Genomic DNA, 14,794 nt, shown 5'->3' on the forward strand with positions numbered 1-14,794 from the left:
GACGGATCGTGCGCGACGGTGGAAGAAATCGGGCATGGTGGCGGCATGGAGACGCGCGTGGAGACGGTATGGACGTCCTGAACCGCAGGATCGTCGGGCACCTGCTGCGCGACGGCCGCGCGACCTACGCCGACATCGGCGCCGACGTGGGGCTGTCCGCGCCGGCGGTGAAGCGGCGGGTGGACGTCATGCTCGCGCGCGGCGAGATCACCGGGTTCACGGTGCGGGTCGCGCCGGAGGAGCTCGGCTGGGGCGTCGAGGCGTACGTGGAGCTGTTCTGCCGGGGCAACGTCTCCCCCGCCACCCTGCGCCGCGACCTGGCGACCATCCCCGAGATCGTGCGGGTCGACACCGTGACCGGCGAGGCCGACGCGATGGTGCAGATCATGGCCGGGAACATGGCCGACGTGGAGCGCACCGTGGAGGCCATCCGCGCCAGCGCCCGTGTGGACAAGACGCGCACGTCCCTGGTCATGACGCGCGTCATCGACCGCCCCGCGCGCTCCTCCTCGGCGGAGGGGGCGTGACGTGCGCGCCCGTCGCGCCGTCACGCTCGCCGTGGGCCTCGCCGTCGGCCTCGCCGTCGTGGCGACGGCCTGCACCTCCCCGGGTGACGACGTCGCGCCGCTGCCGAGCGGCGTCGCGCAGGGCCTGAGCGCCGAGCTGCGGCAGGACCGCACGCAGTACGCCGACCACCGGGCCAAGGTGCACGTCGTCAACGGTTCCGACAGCACGGTGACGCTGCTCGGCGGCTCCCTCGACGCGCCCGGCTACGGCCCGAGCAGCGCGGACGGTGCGGTCCGTGCGCGCACCCTCGCGCCCGGCGCCGGCCGCGACCTGCGGCTGCGGCTCGGAGAGGTCGACTGCGACGCCGAGCCGCCTGCGGCCCTGTCGGGCGCGGACGCGCAGACGACGCCGGTCGCGACGGCGACCGTCCGCGTTGCGGCGGGCGGGTCGTCGCCCGGCGTGGACGGCGCGGGCGCGGGGACCGCCGTCGAGGTGGAGGTCACCGACCCGCTGGCCCGCCTCGCCGCCGTGCACGCGGAGGTGTGCGCCGAGCGCCTCGTCGCCACGGGCGTCACCCTGCGCGTCACCGACGTGCGCACGGCGACCGTGCCGACGCCCGACGGCGACGCGCCCGGCGGCCGCATCACCCTCGCCGTCGAGCCCGTGGCGGGCGGCCCCGAGGTGCGGCTGGTGGAGATCTCCGGCACCACGCTGCTCTCCCCCGCCGCGGGCACCGCCTGGACGGGCGACGACCTGGCCGGCCAGGCGGACGGCCGGGTCGTGCTCGACGTCGTGCCCGCACGCTGCGACCCGCACGTCGTGGCCGAGGACAAGCGCGGCACGTTCCTGCCCGTGCACGCCGAGGTCGACGGCGCGCCGCAGCCGGTGATCTACGTGCCGATGACCGACCAGCAGCGCGCCGCCATCTACGACCTGGTGCACGACGCCTGCGGCTGGGGCTGACCGCGGCGTCGCGCACCCCGAGCGGGTGAAATCTGCGCACGGGCTCCCCTTATTGAGGGTGCATCAGTAAGGTCCCTCCAGACCCGTCGACGACGACGGGCCGCGGCCACGAGCCGTGCGGACGCCTGCGTCGCCGACGACGCGGACCGGAGTGAGGCCCCGATGAACCCGACCACCCCCGTGCCACGACGATCACGCGGACCGGCCGTCTCGGCCGCCGCGGCCGTCACCGCCCTCGCGATCGCAGCACTCCTCGCGCTCGTGGTGCTCGTCCTGCTGAACGGCAAGGTCGCCGACGGCGCCACCCGCCTGGACGCGGGTGCCGTCCAGGTGCACGACGGAGCCGGCCGGTTGTCCGACGGCAGCACGCAGCTCGCCGACGGCGCCGGCGAGCTGTCCGACGGGGCCGGCGAGCTGTCCGACGGCACCGCCCGACTCGTCGACGGCACCGGCGACCTCACGGCGGGCACCACGCGCCTCGCCGACGGCACCGCCGAGCTGCGCGAGGGCCTCGTGACCAAGCTGCAGCCCGGCACCGTCGAGGCGTTCGCCGGGATCCAGAAGCTGCACGACGGCACCGTGCTGCTCACGGCCGGTGGCTCCGAGCTCAGCGACGGCGCGGCGAAGGTCGCCGCGGGCAGCGTCCGGGCCTCCGACGGCGCGTCCGAGCTCTCCGGCAAGCTCCCCCAGCTGGTCGATGGCGCAGCCCAGGTCGCCGCCGGAAACGCCAAGGCGGCGGACGGCGCGTCCGAGCTCTCCGGCAAGCTCCCCCAACTCGTCGACGGCGCAGCCCAGGTCGCCGCCGGAAACGCCAAGGCGGCGGACGGCGCGTCCGAGCTCTCCGGCAAGCTCCCCCAGCTGGTCGACGGCGCAGCCCAGGTCGCCGCCGGAAACGCCAAGGCGGCGGACGGCGCGAACGCTCTCGCAGGCGGGTCGGAACTGATCGCCGCGGGAAGCACGAGGCTTGCCACCGGCTCGAGCGCCCTCGCCTCGGGCGCCTCCAACCTCTCGTCCGGTGTCGGCCAGCTGTCCGCGGGAATCGACAAGCTCGTGACGTCGGGCGGCGAGCTCGGCACGGGGGCCAAGAGCGTGGCGAGCGGCGCCTCCCAGGTTTTCGAGGGCACGACCGCCCTCGTCGGGCCCACGGGGGCACTGAAGGACGGGGCTCGGCAGGCCGCAGACGGCGCCTCATCACTCGCCGGAGGGTCCGAGGCCCTGGCCCAGGGAGTCGCCAAGGCCGCCGACGCGAGTCGTTCGCTCGCCACGGGGCTCAAGTCCGTCGACGCGGGTGCCGGACAGGTCGCTGGCGGCAGCTCGGACCTTGCGAGCGCGCTCGCCGACCTCGCCGCCTCGACCGAGGACCCCGAGCTCACCGCGAAGTTGACGGCCCTGACGGAGAAAGCCAAGGGCCTGTCGGCCGGCGCCGCCCAGGTCGCAGGTGGTGTCCGCGGCGCGCGCGACGGTGCGGCGCAGCTCGCCGGTGGGTTCGACGGAGAAGAGGGCCTCGTCGCAGGGTCGACGGCCGTGCAGACCGGCGCAGCCTCCGTGGCGAACGGCACGGAGTCGATCGCGTCCGGCGCTGGACAGCTCGCCGACGCCGCCGTCCGTCTCAACGCCGGCGCGAAGCAGGTGGACGCAGGGGCTGCGCGGGTCCGGGACGGGATCGGCGATCTCCTTGCAGGCGGTTCGGAGCTCCAGGCAGGCGCCGCCTCGGCTCGTGAGGGCGCGACGGCGCTCGCCCAGGGATCGTCGGATCTCGACTCAGGCGTGACGACGTTGGCGGGCAAGACCGCCGAGCTGAGCGACGGTGCAGCTGAGCTCGCCGGCAAGCTCCCCACGCTCGCCGACGGAGCCGCCGAGGTCGCCGCCGGCACGGTCAGCGCCGACAACGGCGCAGCCGCGCTCGCCAGCGGGCTCCCCACGCTCGCCGACGGAGCCGCCGAGGTCGCTGCCGGCACCGTCCGCGCGAATGACGGTGCGGCCGAGCTGGCCGGCAAGCTGCCGGATCTGGTGGACGGCTCGGCACGGGTCTCCTCCGGAGCAGCTCGCCTGACGACCAAGCTCGGCGACGCGCAGAGCGGGGCGGGCGAGCTCGAGACGGGTCTCGGCAAGCTGGCGGACGGCGCGGACGACGCGGCGGTCGGCATCCGCAAGATCGACACCGGCGCGCAGGACCTCGACAAGGGTGCGGGGACGCTGGCGGACGGCTCGGCCGACCTCGCGGACGGGGCGGGGCGCCTCGCCACGGGCGCGACGCAACTCTCGGAGGGCAGCACCGAACTCGCGGACGGGGCGGCCACACTCGCCGCGGGGACGACCGAGCTCGCGGACGGCACCGGCACGATGAGGTCCGAGATGGAGTCCAGCCCCGCCGGGGGTGCCGCGCTCGGCGGCGGGATCCTGCTCGCCCTCGGCCTGCTGGCGGCCGTGGCCGCCACGGCGCTGCACGTCCGGCGTCGCTCCTGACGTCCGCACGCCGGCGCAAGGACGGCCCGGCCCGACGCTCAGGGGAGCGTCGGGCCGGGCCGTCGTCGCGTCAGCGCTGGTCTGTCACCATGCGCCGAAGATGACCTCCCACAGGCTCTTCACCCGGATGGTGGTGGTCGTCGTGGCCGCCTCGGTGGCGTCGTCGCCGGAGTAGCGCAGCTCCACCTCGACGGTTCCGGACTGGAACGGCCCCGCCCAGAGGCGGGCGTCGCCCTTCTTGTTCAGGGCGTCGGTGTCGACCTTCTTGCCCTTGACCCACGCGGTGACCTTGCCCGTCGGCGTGCCGTCCGGCGTCTCGACCGACACGTCGAGGCGCGCGGGCTGGAGCCACGCGACGACCGTCTTCGGCGCGTCGACCGTGAGGGTCGGGGTGGCCTTCGCGGGCTCGGTCACCTCGATCGGCACCGTCACCTCGGTGCCCGTCGCCGCGCCCGTGAGGGTGAGGGCGGTGGCACCGGCCGGGGCGTCCGCCGGGAGCTCGACGGCGACCGAGGCGGTGCCGATCGTGTCGTCCGGCGCCGTGCCGGCCGCGGTGGTGACGGCGGCGGTGCCGAGCTCGGTGTCGCCGAGGGACACCGTGAGCTCGGGGTCGGTCACGTCGCCGGGGGCGGACATCGACCAGGACGAGACGTCGAAGGCGACGGTCGCGCCGGGCTCGTACGCCTCCGGGGCGTCGGCCGGGAACGAGACGCCGACGGCGCGCTGGCTCGGGTCGACGGCGAGCGGCTCGCCGGCGGCGTGCGTCGCCATGTAGTCGACGAACGCCGCGAGGTCGGCCTTGCCCGTGTCGCGGGCGTTCGCGCCGTCCGCGAAGGCGCGGAAGTTGTCGCCGCCCGACGCGAGGAACGAGTTCACCGTGACGGAGTACGACGCGGCCGGGTCGATCGGATCGCCGTCCAGCCACATGCCGGTGACGCGGTCACCCTCCTCACGGTTCGCGTCGAACGTGTAGGTGAAGCCCTCCGAGACGCCGAGCCGCAGGAACGGCCGCGACGGCACGTTGCCGTCGGCGTCGCGCTGCCACTGCTGCTCGAGGACGGCCTTGAGCTGCTCGCCCGTGAGGTCCATGTTGACGAGCGTGTTGGCGAACGGCTGCACGGCCGCGGCCTGCTTGTACGTGAGCGTGCGCGGGAAGGCGTCCGTGCCGGAGCCCACCATGTCAGCGCGGAGGCCGCCCGGGTTCATGAACGCGATCTGCGCCTCGCCCGACTCGGGGGCCTCGGTGGCCCAGCGCTGCACCTCGGCGACCAGGTTGCCGAGCGTGGACTCGCCGCCGCGGTTCTCCGCTCCCGAGGACAGCTTGGCGCGGTTGAACGCCCCGCCGATCTCGCCCAGCGGCTCCGCGCCGAGCACGTCGGCCTCCTTGACCGCGTCGGCGACGATCGTCGCGACGTCGGGGTCCGCCGGGTAGGCGCCGGCGAGCGGCAGGATCCCGGTCTCGACGCCGACCGGCTCGCCGGTCGCCGCGTCCACCGAGTACGTGAGCTGGTTGAGGTTGTAGCCGTACTGGCCCGCGGAGACGACCGGGCGCTCCGTCACGGCCTCGCCGGACCACGCGTCGACCGGGAACTTGCAGTCGTACGCGAGGTGCGTGTGCCCGGAGACGATGGCGTCCACCTCGGGGCTCACGTCGTTGACGATGCTCGCGAACGCGTTGTCCGCCGTCGGCATCGCGGCGCAGTCCGTGGACTCAGCGCCCTCGTGCACCAGCATGACGACGAGGTCGGCGCCCTCGGCCTTGAGCGCGTCGGCCTCCTCGTTCACCGAGTCGACGATGCCTCGCACGTCGAGGTCCGCGATGCCGGCCGGGCTGACGAGGGCGGGCAGCTCCTCCGTGACGGCGCCGACGAAGCCGACCTGCACGTCGCCGAAGTCCTTGATCCACGTGGCCGGGACGGCGTCGTCGCCGGTCGCCTTCACCTTGAGGTTCGCGGCCACGTACTGCCACTCGGCGCCGCCGTACGGGTTGGTCTCGGCGTCGTAGGGCGCCATCACCCGGTTCACGAGGTCGTCGTAACCCTGGTCGAGCTCGTGGTTGCCGACCGCCGACACGTCGAGGCCCGCGGCGTTGAGGGCGTCGATCGTGGGCTTGTCGTGCTGGATGAAGGACTCGAACGTCGAGGCGCCGATGAGGTCGCCCGCCGCCGCGAAGACGGTGTTCGGGTTCTCGGCGCGCAGCTGCTGCACCGCGCCGGCCAGCACCGCGGCGCCGGCCTCGGTGCCGTTCGCCTGGATGCGGCCGTGGAAGTCGTTGGTGGCGAGGATCTGGACGTCGACGATCGGGTCGGCGCTGGCGGACACGGCGCCGGTGGTGGCGATCCCCGCGAAGGCGAGGGACACGCACGCGACGCCGGCGGTCCGCCGGCGGAGGGTGGGCCGAGCAGAGGTCATGGGACGCTCCCGGTGACAGTGACTGTGGTGGGCGTCACCGTAGCGGGGCCGTGCGACAGCGGCATGACGACCGCGAGAACCGGGGAAGAACGGCACCTTCCACGCGGCTCGGGGACTACCTCGGCGGGTGCCGGACTACCTCGGCGGGTGCGGGACTACCTCGCCGAGATCGGCTCGGGCTCGGGCTCCGGTGCCGCGGACAGGCGGGCGGCCGGGTCGCTCAGGTGCCCCGTGCGGCGCAGCCACCACTCGGCGAGCAGCGTCGTCAGGGGCGGGACGGCGGCCGCGAGCGCCACCAGCGTGCGGAACCAGCCCCAGCGGAGCTTCACCGCCGCGACCAGCGCGATCACCACGTACGCCACGAAGGCCGCCCCGTGCAGCCGGCCGAACAGCCAGACGCCCGCCTCCGTCGTCTCCGTGACGTACTTGAGGAACATGCCGACCAGCAGGCCCGCCCAGGTGAACGCCTCGATCACGGCGATCACCGCGTACACACGGCCGGTGCGGGACAGGGGCTGGCGGGCGGGCGACAGGGACGCGGCAGGCATGAGGGACCTCTCGGGACGCGGGCGGTCGGGCCAGTCTGCACGACGTCGGCGCACCGCCGTCGCGGGGAGGTGACAGTCCGTCGGGTCAGGCGAGCGGACCCAGGGCGGCGCGCCGGTCGGTGCCGGTCAGCGCGACCGCGAGCGCGGGCTCGTCGAGCGCGTCGACCAGCCGCTTCTCCTCGTACCGGAAGTGCGTCTCCATGACGGCGTCGATGCCGTCGAGGTGCCGGTCGAGGGTGGCTGCGTCCGCGCCGGCGTCGACCGCGTGGGACAGCGCCCCGAGCAGGTGGTCGAGGACGCGGTGGTCCTGCTGCAGCTCGGCGACGACGCCCGCGAGGTCCGGGCGCAGCTGGAGGAGCGCGGTGAAGACGCTGCCGTCCTCGCCGCGGTGGTGACCCTCCAGCGCCTGGCAGAACCCGTGGCAGTAGAGGCCGATCAGGCGGCGGGGGTCGGCTCCGCCGGTCGGGGTGGGCGCGGCGCCGTCGGCGGTGTCGACGGCCTCCCGCGCGACCTCCAGGGCGTCGCGGAGGCGGGCGTGGACGGCGAGCAGCTCCTGCCCCCACGCCACGAGGCGGGCGGTGGGATCGGAAGGATCGGTGGGTGGGGCGGTGGTCTCTCGGTGCGGGTCGGTCACGATGCGCCGAGCCTAGTCGGAGCGGGCCGCCGAGGACGCGCCGCGCGGCGGTCGAGGCCCTGGTCACGGCGCCGTCGCCCGCCGTCCACCTGGCGTCCGCCGGGCGGCCACGTGCGGCCGATGGGATGGTCGGGCAACGACCGATCCCGACCCCTGGAGACGACATGGACCACCGCAGCTCCGCCGCCCCGGCCGGCATCACCCGTCGCGGCGCGCTCACCGCCGCCGGCGCGCTCGGCGCGCTCGGCGTCGCCGGCGCCCTGGCCGCGCCGGGCGCCGCCGCCACGACCGCCGCACGACCGGCCAGGGGCGCGCTGATCGGCCCGGCCAAGGGGTCGACGCTGCACGCGATGAGCTTCAACATCCGCCTGGACCGCGAGGACGCCACCCAGCCCGGCGAGCCCGACCACTGGCCGGACCGTGCCCCGCTCGTCACCGCGTTCCTCGCCCTCGAGCAACCCACGATCCTCGGGGTGCAGGAGGCGGAGTTCCAGCAGCTCGTCGCCGTCGAGCAGGGGCTGGGCAAGCACTACCGCACCGTGGGCTACGGCCGGTCCGGCGGCGCGGACGGCGAGTACTCGGCGATCTTCTACGACGCGCGCCGCCTCACGCTGCTGTGGTGGGACCAGTTCTGGCTGTCGGACACGCCGGACGTCATCGGCTCCGCCACGTGGGGCAACTCGGTGACCCGCATCGTCACCTGGGCCAGGTTCCGCGACGAGCGCACCGGCTCCGAGCTCGTGCACGTGAACTCGCACTTCGACCACCAGTCCGAGAACGCCCGCGTGCGCAGCGCCGAGGTGGTGCGCGACCTCGTCGCGGAGCTCGGGCTGCCCGTCGTCTTCACCGCCGACTGCAACGCGCCCGCCGGGCGGTCCGCGCCCTACGACGTGCTCGTCACCGACGGCGGCCTGCTCGACACGTGGGTGGCCGCCGACCGCCGGCTCACCCCCGACGTCGGCACGTTCCCCAACTACGGCGAGCCGGTCCCGGGCAACGACCGCATCGACTGGGTGCTCGCCACCGGCGGCACCGAGGTGCTCGCCGCGACCATCAACACGTGGACGCAGGACGGCCGCTGGCCCAGCGACCACACCCCGGTGCAGGCGCTGCTGCGCCTGCCGTGACGCCGTGGAGCGATGAGTCCGGCCGCGCCGCGCCGTCCCTCCTGCATGACGCGACCTTCCGATGCCTCGCCCGTCGGGCCCGCGGACGGCGACGCCCTCGGTCCGGAACGCTTCACCGACGGCACGGCGCGGCTGTGCTTCCAGGCCGTCGGCGACCCGGCCGACCCGACCGTCCTGCTGGTCGGCGGCGTCGGGTCGTCGATGGACTGGTGGCCCGCCGACCTCGTCGTGGCGCTCGCCGACGGCGGGCGGCACGTCGTCCGGTACGACCACCGGGACACGGGCCGCTCCACCACCTGCCCGCCCGGGGCGCCGGACTACACCGGCCGCGACGTCACGGAGGACGCGCTGCGCGTGCTCGACGCCGTGGGCGCCGACCGGGCGCACCTCGTGGGCCTGTCGATGGGCGGCGCCATCGTGCAGGAGCTGGCGCTCGAGCACCCCGACCGCGTCGCGTCGGCCACCCTGATGTCCACGACGCGAGCGTTCGCCGGGCCCGACGACGCCGCCCTGCCGCCGTCCGACCCCGCGCTGCACGGCCTGTGGGACGGCCCCTCCCCCGACCCGGCGGACACGGCCGCGCAGGTCGCCGCCGTCGTCGCCGAGGACCGCGCGCTCACCGGGCGGGGCGACTTCGACGAGGCCCGCACCCGCGCCCTCGCGGCCCGCGCGGTCGAGCGGTCCACCGACCCGACCGCAGGGACCAACCACTTCGCCGCGGAGCCCGGGGCCCCGTTCGAGGGCACCCTCGCCGACCTGACGGTGCCGACGCTGGTCGTGCACGGCAGCGAGGACCCGCTGTTCCCCGGCCACGGCGCGGCGCTGGCCGCGGAGATCCCCGGCGCACGGCTGCTGGTGCTCGACGGCGTCGGCCACCAGGTCGCGCCGCCGTCGTCGTGGGACGTGCTCCTCCCGGCGCTCCTCGCCCACACCTCGGCCCCCGCCTGAGGGCCGACCGGCGAGCGCCTGCCCGGGGATGAGGGCCAGGATGGCGGCATGTCCTCCCTCATCCTCACCACCTGGGGCCACGCCGGCGTCCGCCTGGAGCGCGACGACCACGTCCTCGTCATCGACCCCGGCACGTTCACCGACCCGCGCATCCTCGACGGCGCCGACGCCGTGCTCGTCACGCACGAGCACCCTGACCACGTCGACGTCCCCCGCGTGGCGGCCGCGCTGGCCCCCGAAGGCGGCCCGGAGCTGTGGGCCCCGGCGCCGGTCGTCGAGCTGCTGACCGGGGCGGGCGCCCCCGCCGCGCGGCTGCACGCGGTGGACGGCGGCGCGTCGTTCGACGCGGCCGGGTTCGCCGTGCAGGCCCTCGGCCAGGTGCACGCGGCCATCCACCCGGATCTGCCGCCGCCGGCCAACGTGGCCTACCTCGTCGACGGCGCCGTGCTGCACCCCGGCGACTCGTTCACGCCCGCCCCCGGCGGGGTGCGGGTCGACGTGCTGGCGCTGCCCGTCGCGGCGCCGTGGCTCAAGCTCGCGGAGGCGGTCGACTACGTGCGCCAGGTGTCGCCGCGCGTCGCCGTGCCGATCCACGACGCGATCCTCAACGACGCCGGCCTGGCGCTGGTCGACCGCGTCGCGGGCGGGCTCGGCGGCGACGGGTACCGGCGGCTCGCCCCCGGCGAGCCGCTGGAGGTCCGCACGGCGTGACCTCCGCGTCCGCCGTCAGCGGCTGAGGGGCACGACGTCGGCGAGCGGCGCCTGCAGCTCCGCCGACCCGCCCGCGGGCCGGAACCCCAGGGCCACGTTGATCGCCAGCATCGGGGCGTTCGTCTCGTTGTTCCACGTGGAGATGCGGCGCGCGGCGGGGCGCAGGCGCGTGTGCTCGCGCAGGTTCACCGCCTTGAGGAGCATCCCGAGGCGGTGGCCGCGGTGCCCGGGCAGCACCACCGTGCTGTCCTGCTCGGTGAGCTCGGGGCGGTCGTCGTCCCCGACGAGCAGCGTCATCCCCGCCAGCGTGCCGGTGGCGACGTGCTCGACGACGGTGACGAGGCCGGTCCGGCCGCTCTCGGCCCGCTTCGTCTCCTCCAGGCGGATGCGCGCGCCGTCCCACCGTTCGGCCTCGAGCGCGAGACCGCCGTTCGGCTCGTCCTCGGACAGGCTGTGCTCCAGCGCCGCGAGCTGGTCCACCCACCGCTCCGGCGCCGGGTCCTGCCAGGTGTGCAGGCGGTAGGCGTCCCCGGCCCGGTCGGCGGCGTCGGCGGCGAACCGGTCCACGACGTCGCCCGGCAGCGGGACGTCGAGGACGGAGCGGCGCGCCACGATCTCCAGGCCCAGGCCTGCCCGGCGGGCGAACCGCATGCCCGGCAGGTCGGCGGAGACGTGCCCCGGTCCCTCCCGGGGCGCGAGCGCGTCCGGGGCGTCGGCGGGCGGCTCGACGGCGAGCTCGACCTCCGCGAACAGGGTGGTGCGGCACTCGGTGAGCGCGACGCGACGCAAGCGGTCCGCGATCGCCGACCCGATCCCCCGCCCGCGATGGGAGGGCAGCACCGCGATGCGCACGACGGCGAGGTGGCGGTTGTCGGAGACGGGCAGGACGAGCTCGCCGTGCCCGACGACGCGCGGCACGCCAGGCGTCGCCTCGCCGTCCACGGCCACGAGCCGGTGGCACCGCGCGTGCTCCTGGTGGCGGTCGCCGACCAGCAGGTCGACGGCCCTGGGCGCAAGGTCGTCGTGCCCCAGGTCGGCCAGCCCCACGGCCCGCTCGAGCGCTGCGACGCCGTGGTACGCCCAGGCGTCGGCGACGTCGAGGCCGTCGGCGCGGGGCGGTTCGACCAGGCGCCACGCCGGTGCGGGCGCGGGGGTGCTCATGCCTCCACGGTGCGCCGCGGCGGGGGTCCGCGTCACGTGCTTTTCGGGGGCCGACGTCGCGGTTCGCCCGCCCCGGCGCGTAGGGTGCCTGACCGTGACGACCGAGACCCCGCTGCCGGTGACCACGGGCCGACTGGTCCTGCGCGCGCACCGCGCGGAGGACCTCGAGCCCCTGCTCGCCTACTACGCCGACCCCGAGGTGGCGCGCTACCTGCTCGAGGAGCCGTGGACGCCCGACGTCGGCGAGGCGCAGCTCGCGAAGCGGCTCGCCCGCACGAGCATCGACGAGCCCGGCTCCGCCCTCGCGCTCGTCGTCGAGCACGACGGCCAGGTCGTCGGCGACGTCGCCCTGTGGACGACGGGCGACACCGTCTCCCGCGGCGAGATCGGCTGGGTCTTCCACCCCGACCACACCGGCCAGGGCTACGCGACCGAGGCCGTGCGTGCCGTCCTCGACCTGGCGTTCGGCTTCTACCGCATGCACCGCGTCGTCGCGCAGCTCGACGCCCGCAACGAGCCGTCCGCCCGGCTGTGCGAGCGCGTCGGGATGCGGCGCGAGGGGCACCTGCGGCAGGACTGGTGGTCCAAGGGCGAGTGGACGGACACGCTCGTCTACGGCGTCCTCCAGGGTGACCGCACGACCTGACGCCGCCTCCGGGCGGCGACGCCCGACAACCTTTGTCGCGCCGTCGGCGTCTATGTCCCGTGAACACACGAGACAGGCAGCACCCATGACAGCCGACGGCGCCGTGCCGCTCGTCGCCGAGACGAGGGCCGAACCGTTCCGGGTCGTGGCGGCGGGCGAGACCCCGGCGGACCGCTTCACGGCGTTCGCCGCGGCCAGCACCCCCGCGCTCTCCCGGATCGCGTACCTCCTGTGCGGGGACGAGCACCGCGCGGGCGACCTGGTCCAGCTCGCGCTGGAACGGACCTACCGGGCCTGGGGGCGGATCGAGGACGGCGACCCCTTCGCGTACGCGCGCCGCGTGATCGCCACGGCCCGCATCGACGGGTGGCGACGCACCCGCCACGACGTGCTCTCCGACCCCGCCGACCTGCGCCCCGCGCCCGTGCCGGACGCGACCCGGACGGTGGTCGACCGCGACCGCCTCGTCCGCGCGCTGCGGCAGCTCCCCGAGGCGCAGCGGCGCGTCGTCGTCCTGCGCCACCTGCTCGACCGCTCGGAGGCGCAGACCGCGGACGAGCTGGGGATCTCGACCGGCTCGGTGAAGTCGAGCGGGTCCCGCGGCCTGGCGAGGCTGCGCGAGCTGCTGGCCGCCGACGGCACCCACGACAACACACCGGCACCGACGAGGAAGGGGACGGTCCGATGACCCTCCAGGACGATTTCGTGACCGAGCTCCGGCACGCGGCCGACCGGGTCGAGCCAGTCGCCGCGCTCGACGGTGCGGCGATGGGCCGCCGCGCCGTCCGCCGGGTGCGGGCCCGGCGCGCCGCGCTGACCGGCGTCGGTGCGCTCGCCGCCGCGGGCGCCGTCGCGGGCGTGTGGCAGGGCACGTCGCCGGACGACGTCGTGAGCCCGGCGTCCCAGGACGTGCCGGCGGGCTGGACGCCCGTCGCCGTCGGCGGCGTGCGGCTCGCCGTGCCGCCCGGGCTCGAGCCGAGCGTCGACGGCGTCTGGGAGCAGGGCCCGGCCGACGAGGGCGGGGACTTCGTGCAGGTGGAGCAGTCCGCGGGCATGCCGCTCGTGCCGCCGGGCTCGGGGCTCACGCCGACGGACGTCAGGGTCCCGGGCGCGGAGTCGGCCCGGTACGTCACCGAGGACCACGGTGACGACCCGTCGTCCGACCAGGACTTCGTCGGGCGGCTCCAGGTGACCCTGGAGTCGGGCGACGTGGTGCAGGTGAGCCTGGTCTGGGTGGACGGCGCCGAGGCCGACGAGGTGTTCGCCGACCTGGTGGGCTCGGTGTCGGTGGACGAGGACCCCGGCTCCCTGCCGGCCCCGGAGGGGGCGGCCGCCGCCCTGCAGCCCCTCGAGGGGTACGCCGCCGGCGTCCCGGAGGGCTGGGAGAGCGCGGAGTTCGTCGGCCTCGGGTACGCGGTGCCGCCCGGCTGGGCCGCCGACCGGGAGGTCGCCGACGCGTACCCCGCCGGCGCGACCGTCCGGTCCGCCAGCGCCGACGGGACGGCCGGCCTCACGATCCGCCAGGCCTCCGGAGCCGCGGGGTGGCCCGGCTCGATCGCGCCGTCGCCGCTCGACCCGGCGTCCACGTTCCCGCTCGACGGCGCGGACGTGGTCCAGGTCGGGTCGCGGGCCGAGGACGGCACGGACCGCACCACCGCGTACCTGCGGCACGAGGGCGGTCGCGGGTACGTCGTGACCGTCGAGGCGCCCGCCACCCCGGACGGGCGCGAGCTGGCCCGCCGGCTGCTGGGCACGCTCGGGTTCGCCGCCGGGGCCCAGGTGCCCGGTCCGGACGACCTGCCGCAGCTCCCGACGACGGCCGTCCCCGACGGCTGGCACACAGTGGAGCGGGGCGACGTCCGCCTCGACCTGCCGCGCGGATGGGCCCCGGCCGAGACCCCCGACGGCGCCGGCTGGGGCTCCGAGGGCGGCGCGGAGACCCTCTCCGTCGGCACGCGCGCGCCGGCGGCCGTCGAGGAGGAGCCGTCGTACGGGTTCCGGCACGACGTGCCGGGAGCGGACGGCGGCGCCGTGATCCAGCAGGGCGACGACGTCACGACGGACGGGACGCCCCGCTTCCTGGGGACGGTGGAGCTGCGCACCGGCGACGACACGGTGGTGCTGTCGTACAGCGGCCCCCGCGGCGCGGACTCGCGGGAGCGGTTCGGCAGCATCGTGCGGTCGCTCCGGGTCGCCGGGAGCTGAGCCCTCACCCCTCGGCGGGTCGTCGCGCCTCGCGCGTCGGCCCGCCGTCGGCGTGCCGGTGCACCACCTTCCAGCCGGCGGCCTCCCGGCGGTAGACCTGGGTCACCCGCAGCACGTAGTCGCGCGGGCGGCCGTCGACCGACGTCGACGTGACCTCCCGGTGCACCGTGTAGGCCAGGTCGCCGCCGACGTCGGCGGCGACGAGGTCGACCTCGGCGGACGCCACGTCCGAGAACGACGCGGCCAGCCGCGCGAACACCTCCCGTACCTCCTCGGGGCCGTCGGCCTCCATCCAGGCGCCGAAGAGGGTCACCGGCGGGCGGCGGGACCAGGTGCGGTCGCGGGGGCGGGCGTCGCCGTCGTGCAGCGCCGACTCCGCCGCCCGCCACGTCGTGCGGAACCAGTCGAGGAAGTCCTCGCGGTCGCCCGTGCCCGCCGTCATGGCCGCATTGAACCTCGGTCCGCC

At 75.8% G+C, this 14,794-nt stretch carries 14 protein-coding genes; 9 read left to right on the forward strand and 5 right to left on the reverse strand.

From position 1 onward, the window contains the following. The first annotated feature begins 68 nt into the window (after window positions 1–68). From ACFQ8Y_RS00840 to ACFQ8Y_RS00850, 3 genes are all read left to right on the forward strand, one after another. Window positions 69–527 (forward strand): Lrp/AsnC family transcriptional regulator, encoded by a 459-nt coding sequence (locus ACFQ8Y_RS00840; RefSeq protein WP_430549148.1) that lies wholly within the window; start codon window positions 69–71, stop codon window positions 525–527. A 1-nt stretch (window position 528) separates the two neighbouring features. Then, a complete protein-coding gene (locus ACFQ8Y_RS00845; protein WP_430584290.1) occupies window positions 529–1,470 on the forward strand; it encodes a hypothetical protein in 942 nt (313 codons plus the stop codon). Between the two features lie 162 nt (window positions 1,471–1,632). Beyond that, a complete protein-coding gene (locus tag ACFQ8Y_RS00850) occupies window positions 1,633–3,936 on the forward strand; it encodes a hypothetical protein (RefSeq protein WP_430584291.1) in 2,304 nt (767 codons plus the stop codon). 84 nt (window positions 3,937–4,020) lie between these two features. Here the strand turns inward: ACFQ8Y_RS00850 and ACFQ8Y_RS00855 are convergent, their stop codons facing one another. From ACFQ8Y_RS00855 to ACFQ8Y_RS00865, 3 genes are all read right to left on the reverse strand, one after another. Next, window positions 4,021–6,348 carry a bifunctional metallophosphatase/5'-nucleotidase gene (locus ACFQ8Y_RS00855; RefSeq protein WP_430584292.1) on the reverse strand — a complete coding sequence of 776 codons (2,328 nt, stop codon included), beginning with the start codon at window positions 6,346–6,348 and terminating at the stop codon, window positions 4,021–4,023. A 155-nt stretch (window positions 6,349–6,503) separates the two neighbouring features. After that, window positions 6,504–6,896 (reverse strand): DUF3817 domain-containing protein, encoded by a 393-nt coding sequence (locus ACFQ8Y_RS00860; protein WP_430584293.1) that lies wholly within the window; start codon window positions 6,894–6,896, stop codon window positions 6,504–6,506. An 85-nt stretch (window positions 6,897–6,981) separates the two neighbouring features. Next, complete coding sequence (locus tag ACFQ8Y_RS00865; RefSeq protein ID WP_430584294.1) at window positions 6,982–7,530, reverse strand: hemerythrin domain-containing protein; 549 nt, start codon at window positions 7,528–7,530, stop codon at window positions 6,982–6,984. A gap of 164 nt (window positions 7,531–7,694) precedes the next feature. Here ACFQ8Y_RS00865 and ACFQ8Y_RS00870 point away from each other — a divergent pair, with 164 nt between their 5' ends. Genes ACFQ8Y_RS00870 through ACFQ8Y_RS00880 form a run of 3 tightly spaced genes read left to right on the forward strand, consistent with a single transcriptional unit; the run spans window position 7,695 to window position 10,316 of the window. Then, complete coding sequence (locus ACFQ8Y_RS00870; protein ID WP_430584295.1) at window positions 7,695–8,657, forward strand: endonuclease/exonuclease/phosphatase family protein; 963 nt, start codon at window positions 7,695–7,697, stop codon at window positions 8,655–8,657. A 45-nt stretch (window positions 8,658–8,702) separates the two neighbouring features. Beyond that, on the forward strand, window positions 8,703–9,605 hold the full coding sequence (locus tag ACFQ8Y_RS00875; RefSeq protein WP_430549155.1) for an alpha/beta fold hydrolase: 903 nt from the start codon (window positions 8,703–8,705) through the stop codon (window positions 9,603–9,605). A 48-nt stretch (window positions 9,606–9,653) separates the two neighbouring features. Further along, window positions 9,654–10,316, forward strand: a complete 663-nt coding sequence (locus ACFQ8Y_RS00880; RefSeq protein ID WP_430584296.1) for an MBL fold metallo-hydrolase — start codon at window positions 9,654–9,656, stop codon at window positions 10,314–10,316. Between the two features lie 15 nt (window positions 10,317–10,331). On the opposite strand, the gene ACFQ8Y_RS00885 is transcribed toward ACFQ8Y_RS00880, so the two are convergent. Next, window positions 10,332–11,477 (reverse strand): GNAT family N-acetyltransferase, encoded by a 1,146-nt coding sequence (locus tag ACFQ8Y_RS00885; protein WP_430584297.1) that lies wholly within the window; start codon window positions 11,475–11,477, stop codon window positions 10,332–10,334. Between the two features lie 94 nt (window positions 11,478–11,571). Here ACFQ8Y_RS00885 and ACFQ8Y_RS00890 point away from each other — a divergent pair, with 94 nt between their 5' ends. The 3 genes from ACFQ8Y_RS00890 to ACFQ8Y_RS00900 all read left to right on the forward strand — a co-directional run bounded on the left by ACFQ8Y_RS00890 (window position 11,572) and on the right by ACFQ8Y_RS00900 (window position 14,328). Beyond that, window positions 11,572–12,123, forward strand: a complete 552-nt coding sequence (locus ACFQ8Y_RS00890; RefSeq protein ID WP_430584298.1) for a GNAT family N-acetyltransferase — start codon at window positions 11,572–11,574, stop codon at window positions 12,121–12,123. An 85-nt stretch (window positions 12,124–12,208) separates the two neighbouring features. After that, the gene (locus ACFQ8Y_RS00895; protein WP_430564692.1) at window positions 12,209–12,811 is read left to right on the forward strand and encodes a SigE family RNA polymerase sigma factor; all 603 of its coding nucleotides are present in this window, start codon (window positions 12,209–12,211) and stop codon (window positions 12,809–12,811) included. Continuing rightward, window positions 12,808–14,328 carry a hypothetical protein gene (locus ACFQ8Y_RS00900; protein ID WP_430584299.1) on the forward strand — a complete coding sequence of 507 codons (1,521 nt, stop codon included), beginning with the start codon at window positions 12,808–12,810 and terminating at the stop codon, window positions 14,326–14,328. Before ACFQ8Y_RS00895 ends, ACFQ8Y_RS00900 begins: the two co-directional genes overlap by 4 nt. Before the next feature lie 4 nt (window positions 14,329–14,332). Here ACFQ8Y_RS00900 and ACFQ8Y_RS00905 read toward each other — a convergent pair whose 3' ends face one another. Next, window positions 14,333–14,770, reverse strand: coding sequence for a YybH family protein (locus ACFQ8Y_RS00905; RefSeq protein WP_430549161.1), 438 nt, complete (start codon window positions 14,768–14,770; stop codon window positions 14,333–14,335). Window positions 14,771–14,794 lie beyond the last annotated feature (24 nt).

The sequence above is a fragment of the Isoptericola sp. NPDC056605 genome (genome assembly GCF_042792795.1).
Classification (GTDB): domain Bacteria; phylum Actinomycetota; class Actinomycetes; order Actinomycetales; family Cellulomonadaceae; genus Isoptericola.

Excerpts from the sequence above, each read along its gene's own strand:
- ACFQ8Y_RS00875 (WP_430549155.1), top strand. The coding sequence starts at position 8,703 with ATGACGCGACCTTCCGATGCCTCGCCCGTCGGGCCCGCGGACGGCGAC.
- ACFQ8Y_RS00870 (WP_430584295.1), top strand. The coding sequence starts at position 7,695 with ATGGACCACCGCAGCTCCGCCGCCCCGGCCGGCATCACCCGTCGCGGC.
- ACFQ8Y_RS00840 (WP_430549148.1), top strand. The coding sequence starts at position 69 with ATGGACGTCCTGAACCGCAGGATCGTCGGGCACCTGCTGCGCGACGGC.
- ACFQ8Y_RS00895 (WP_430564692.1), top strand. The coding sequence starts at position 12,209 with ATGACAGCCGACGGCGCCGTGCCGCTCGTCGCCGAGACGAGGGCCGAA.
- ACFQ8Y_RS00880 (WP_430584296.1), top strand. The coding sequence starts at position 9,654 with ATGTCCTCCCTCATCCTCACCACCTGGGGCCACGCCGGCGTCCGCCTG.
- ACFQ8Y_RS00900 (WP_430584299.1), top strand. The coding sequence starts at position 12,808 with ATGACCCTCCAGGACGATTTCGTGACCGAGCTCCGGCACGCGGCCGAC.
- ACFQ8Y_RS00905 (WP_430549161.1), bottom strand. The coding sequence starts at position 14,770 with ATGACGGCGGGCACGGGCGACCGCGAGGACTTCCTCGACTGGTTCCGC.
- ACFQ8Y_RS00860 (WP_430584293.1), bottom strand. The coding sequence starts at position 6,896 with ATGCCTGCCGCGTCCCTGTCGCCCGCCCGCCAGCCCCTGTCCCGCACC.
- ACFQ8Y_RS00850 (WP_430584291.1), top strand. The coding sequence starts at position 1,633 with ATGAACCCGACCACCCCCGTGCCACGACGATCACGCGGACCGGCCGTC.
- ACFQ8Y_RS00855 (WP_430584292.1), bottom strand. The coding sequence starts at position 6,348 with ATGACCTCTGCTCGGCCCACCCTCCGCCGGCGGACCGCCGGCGTCGCG.
- ACFQ8Y_RS00885 (WP_430584297.1), bottom strand. The coding sequence starts at position 11,477 with ATGAGCACCCCCGCGCCCGCACCGGCGTGGCGCCTGGTCGAACCGCCC.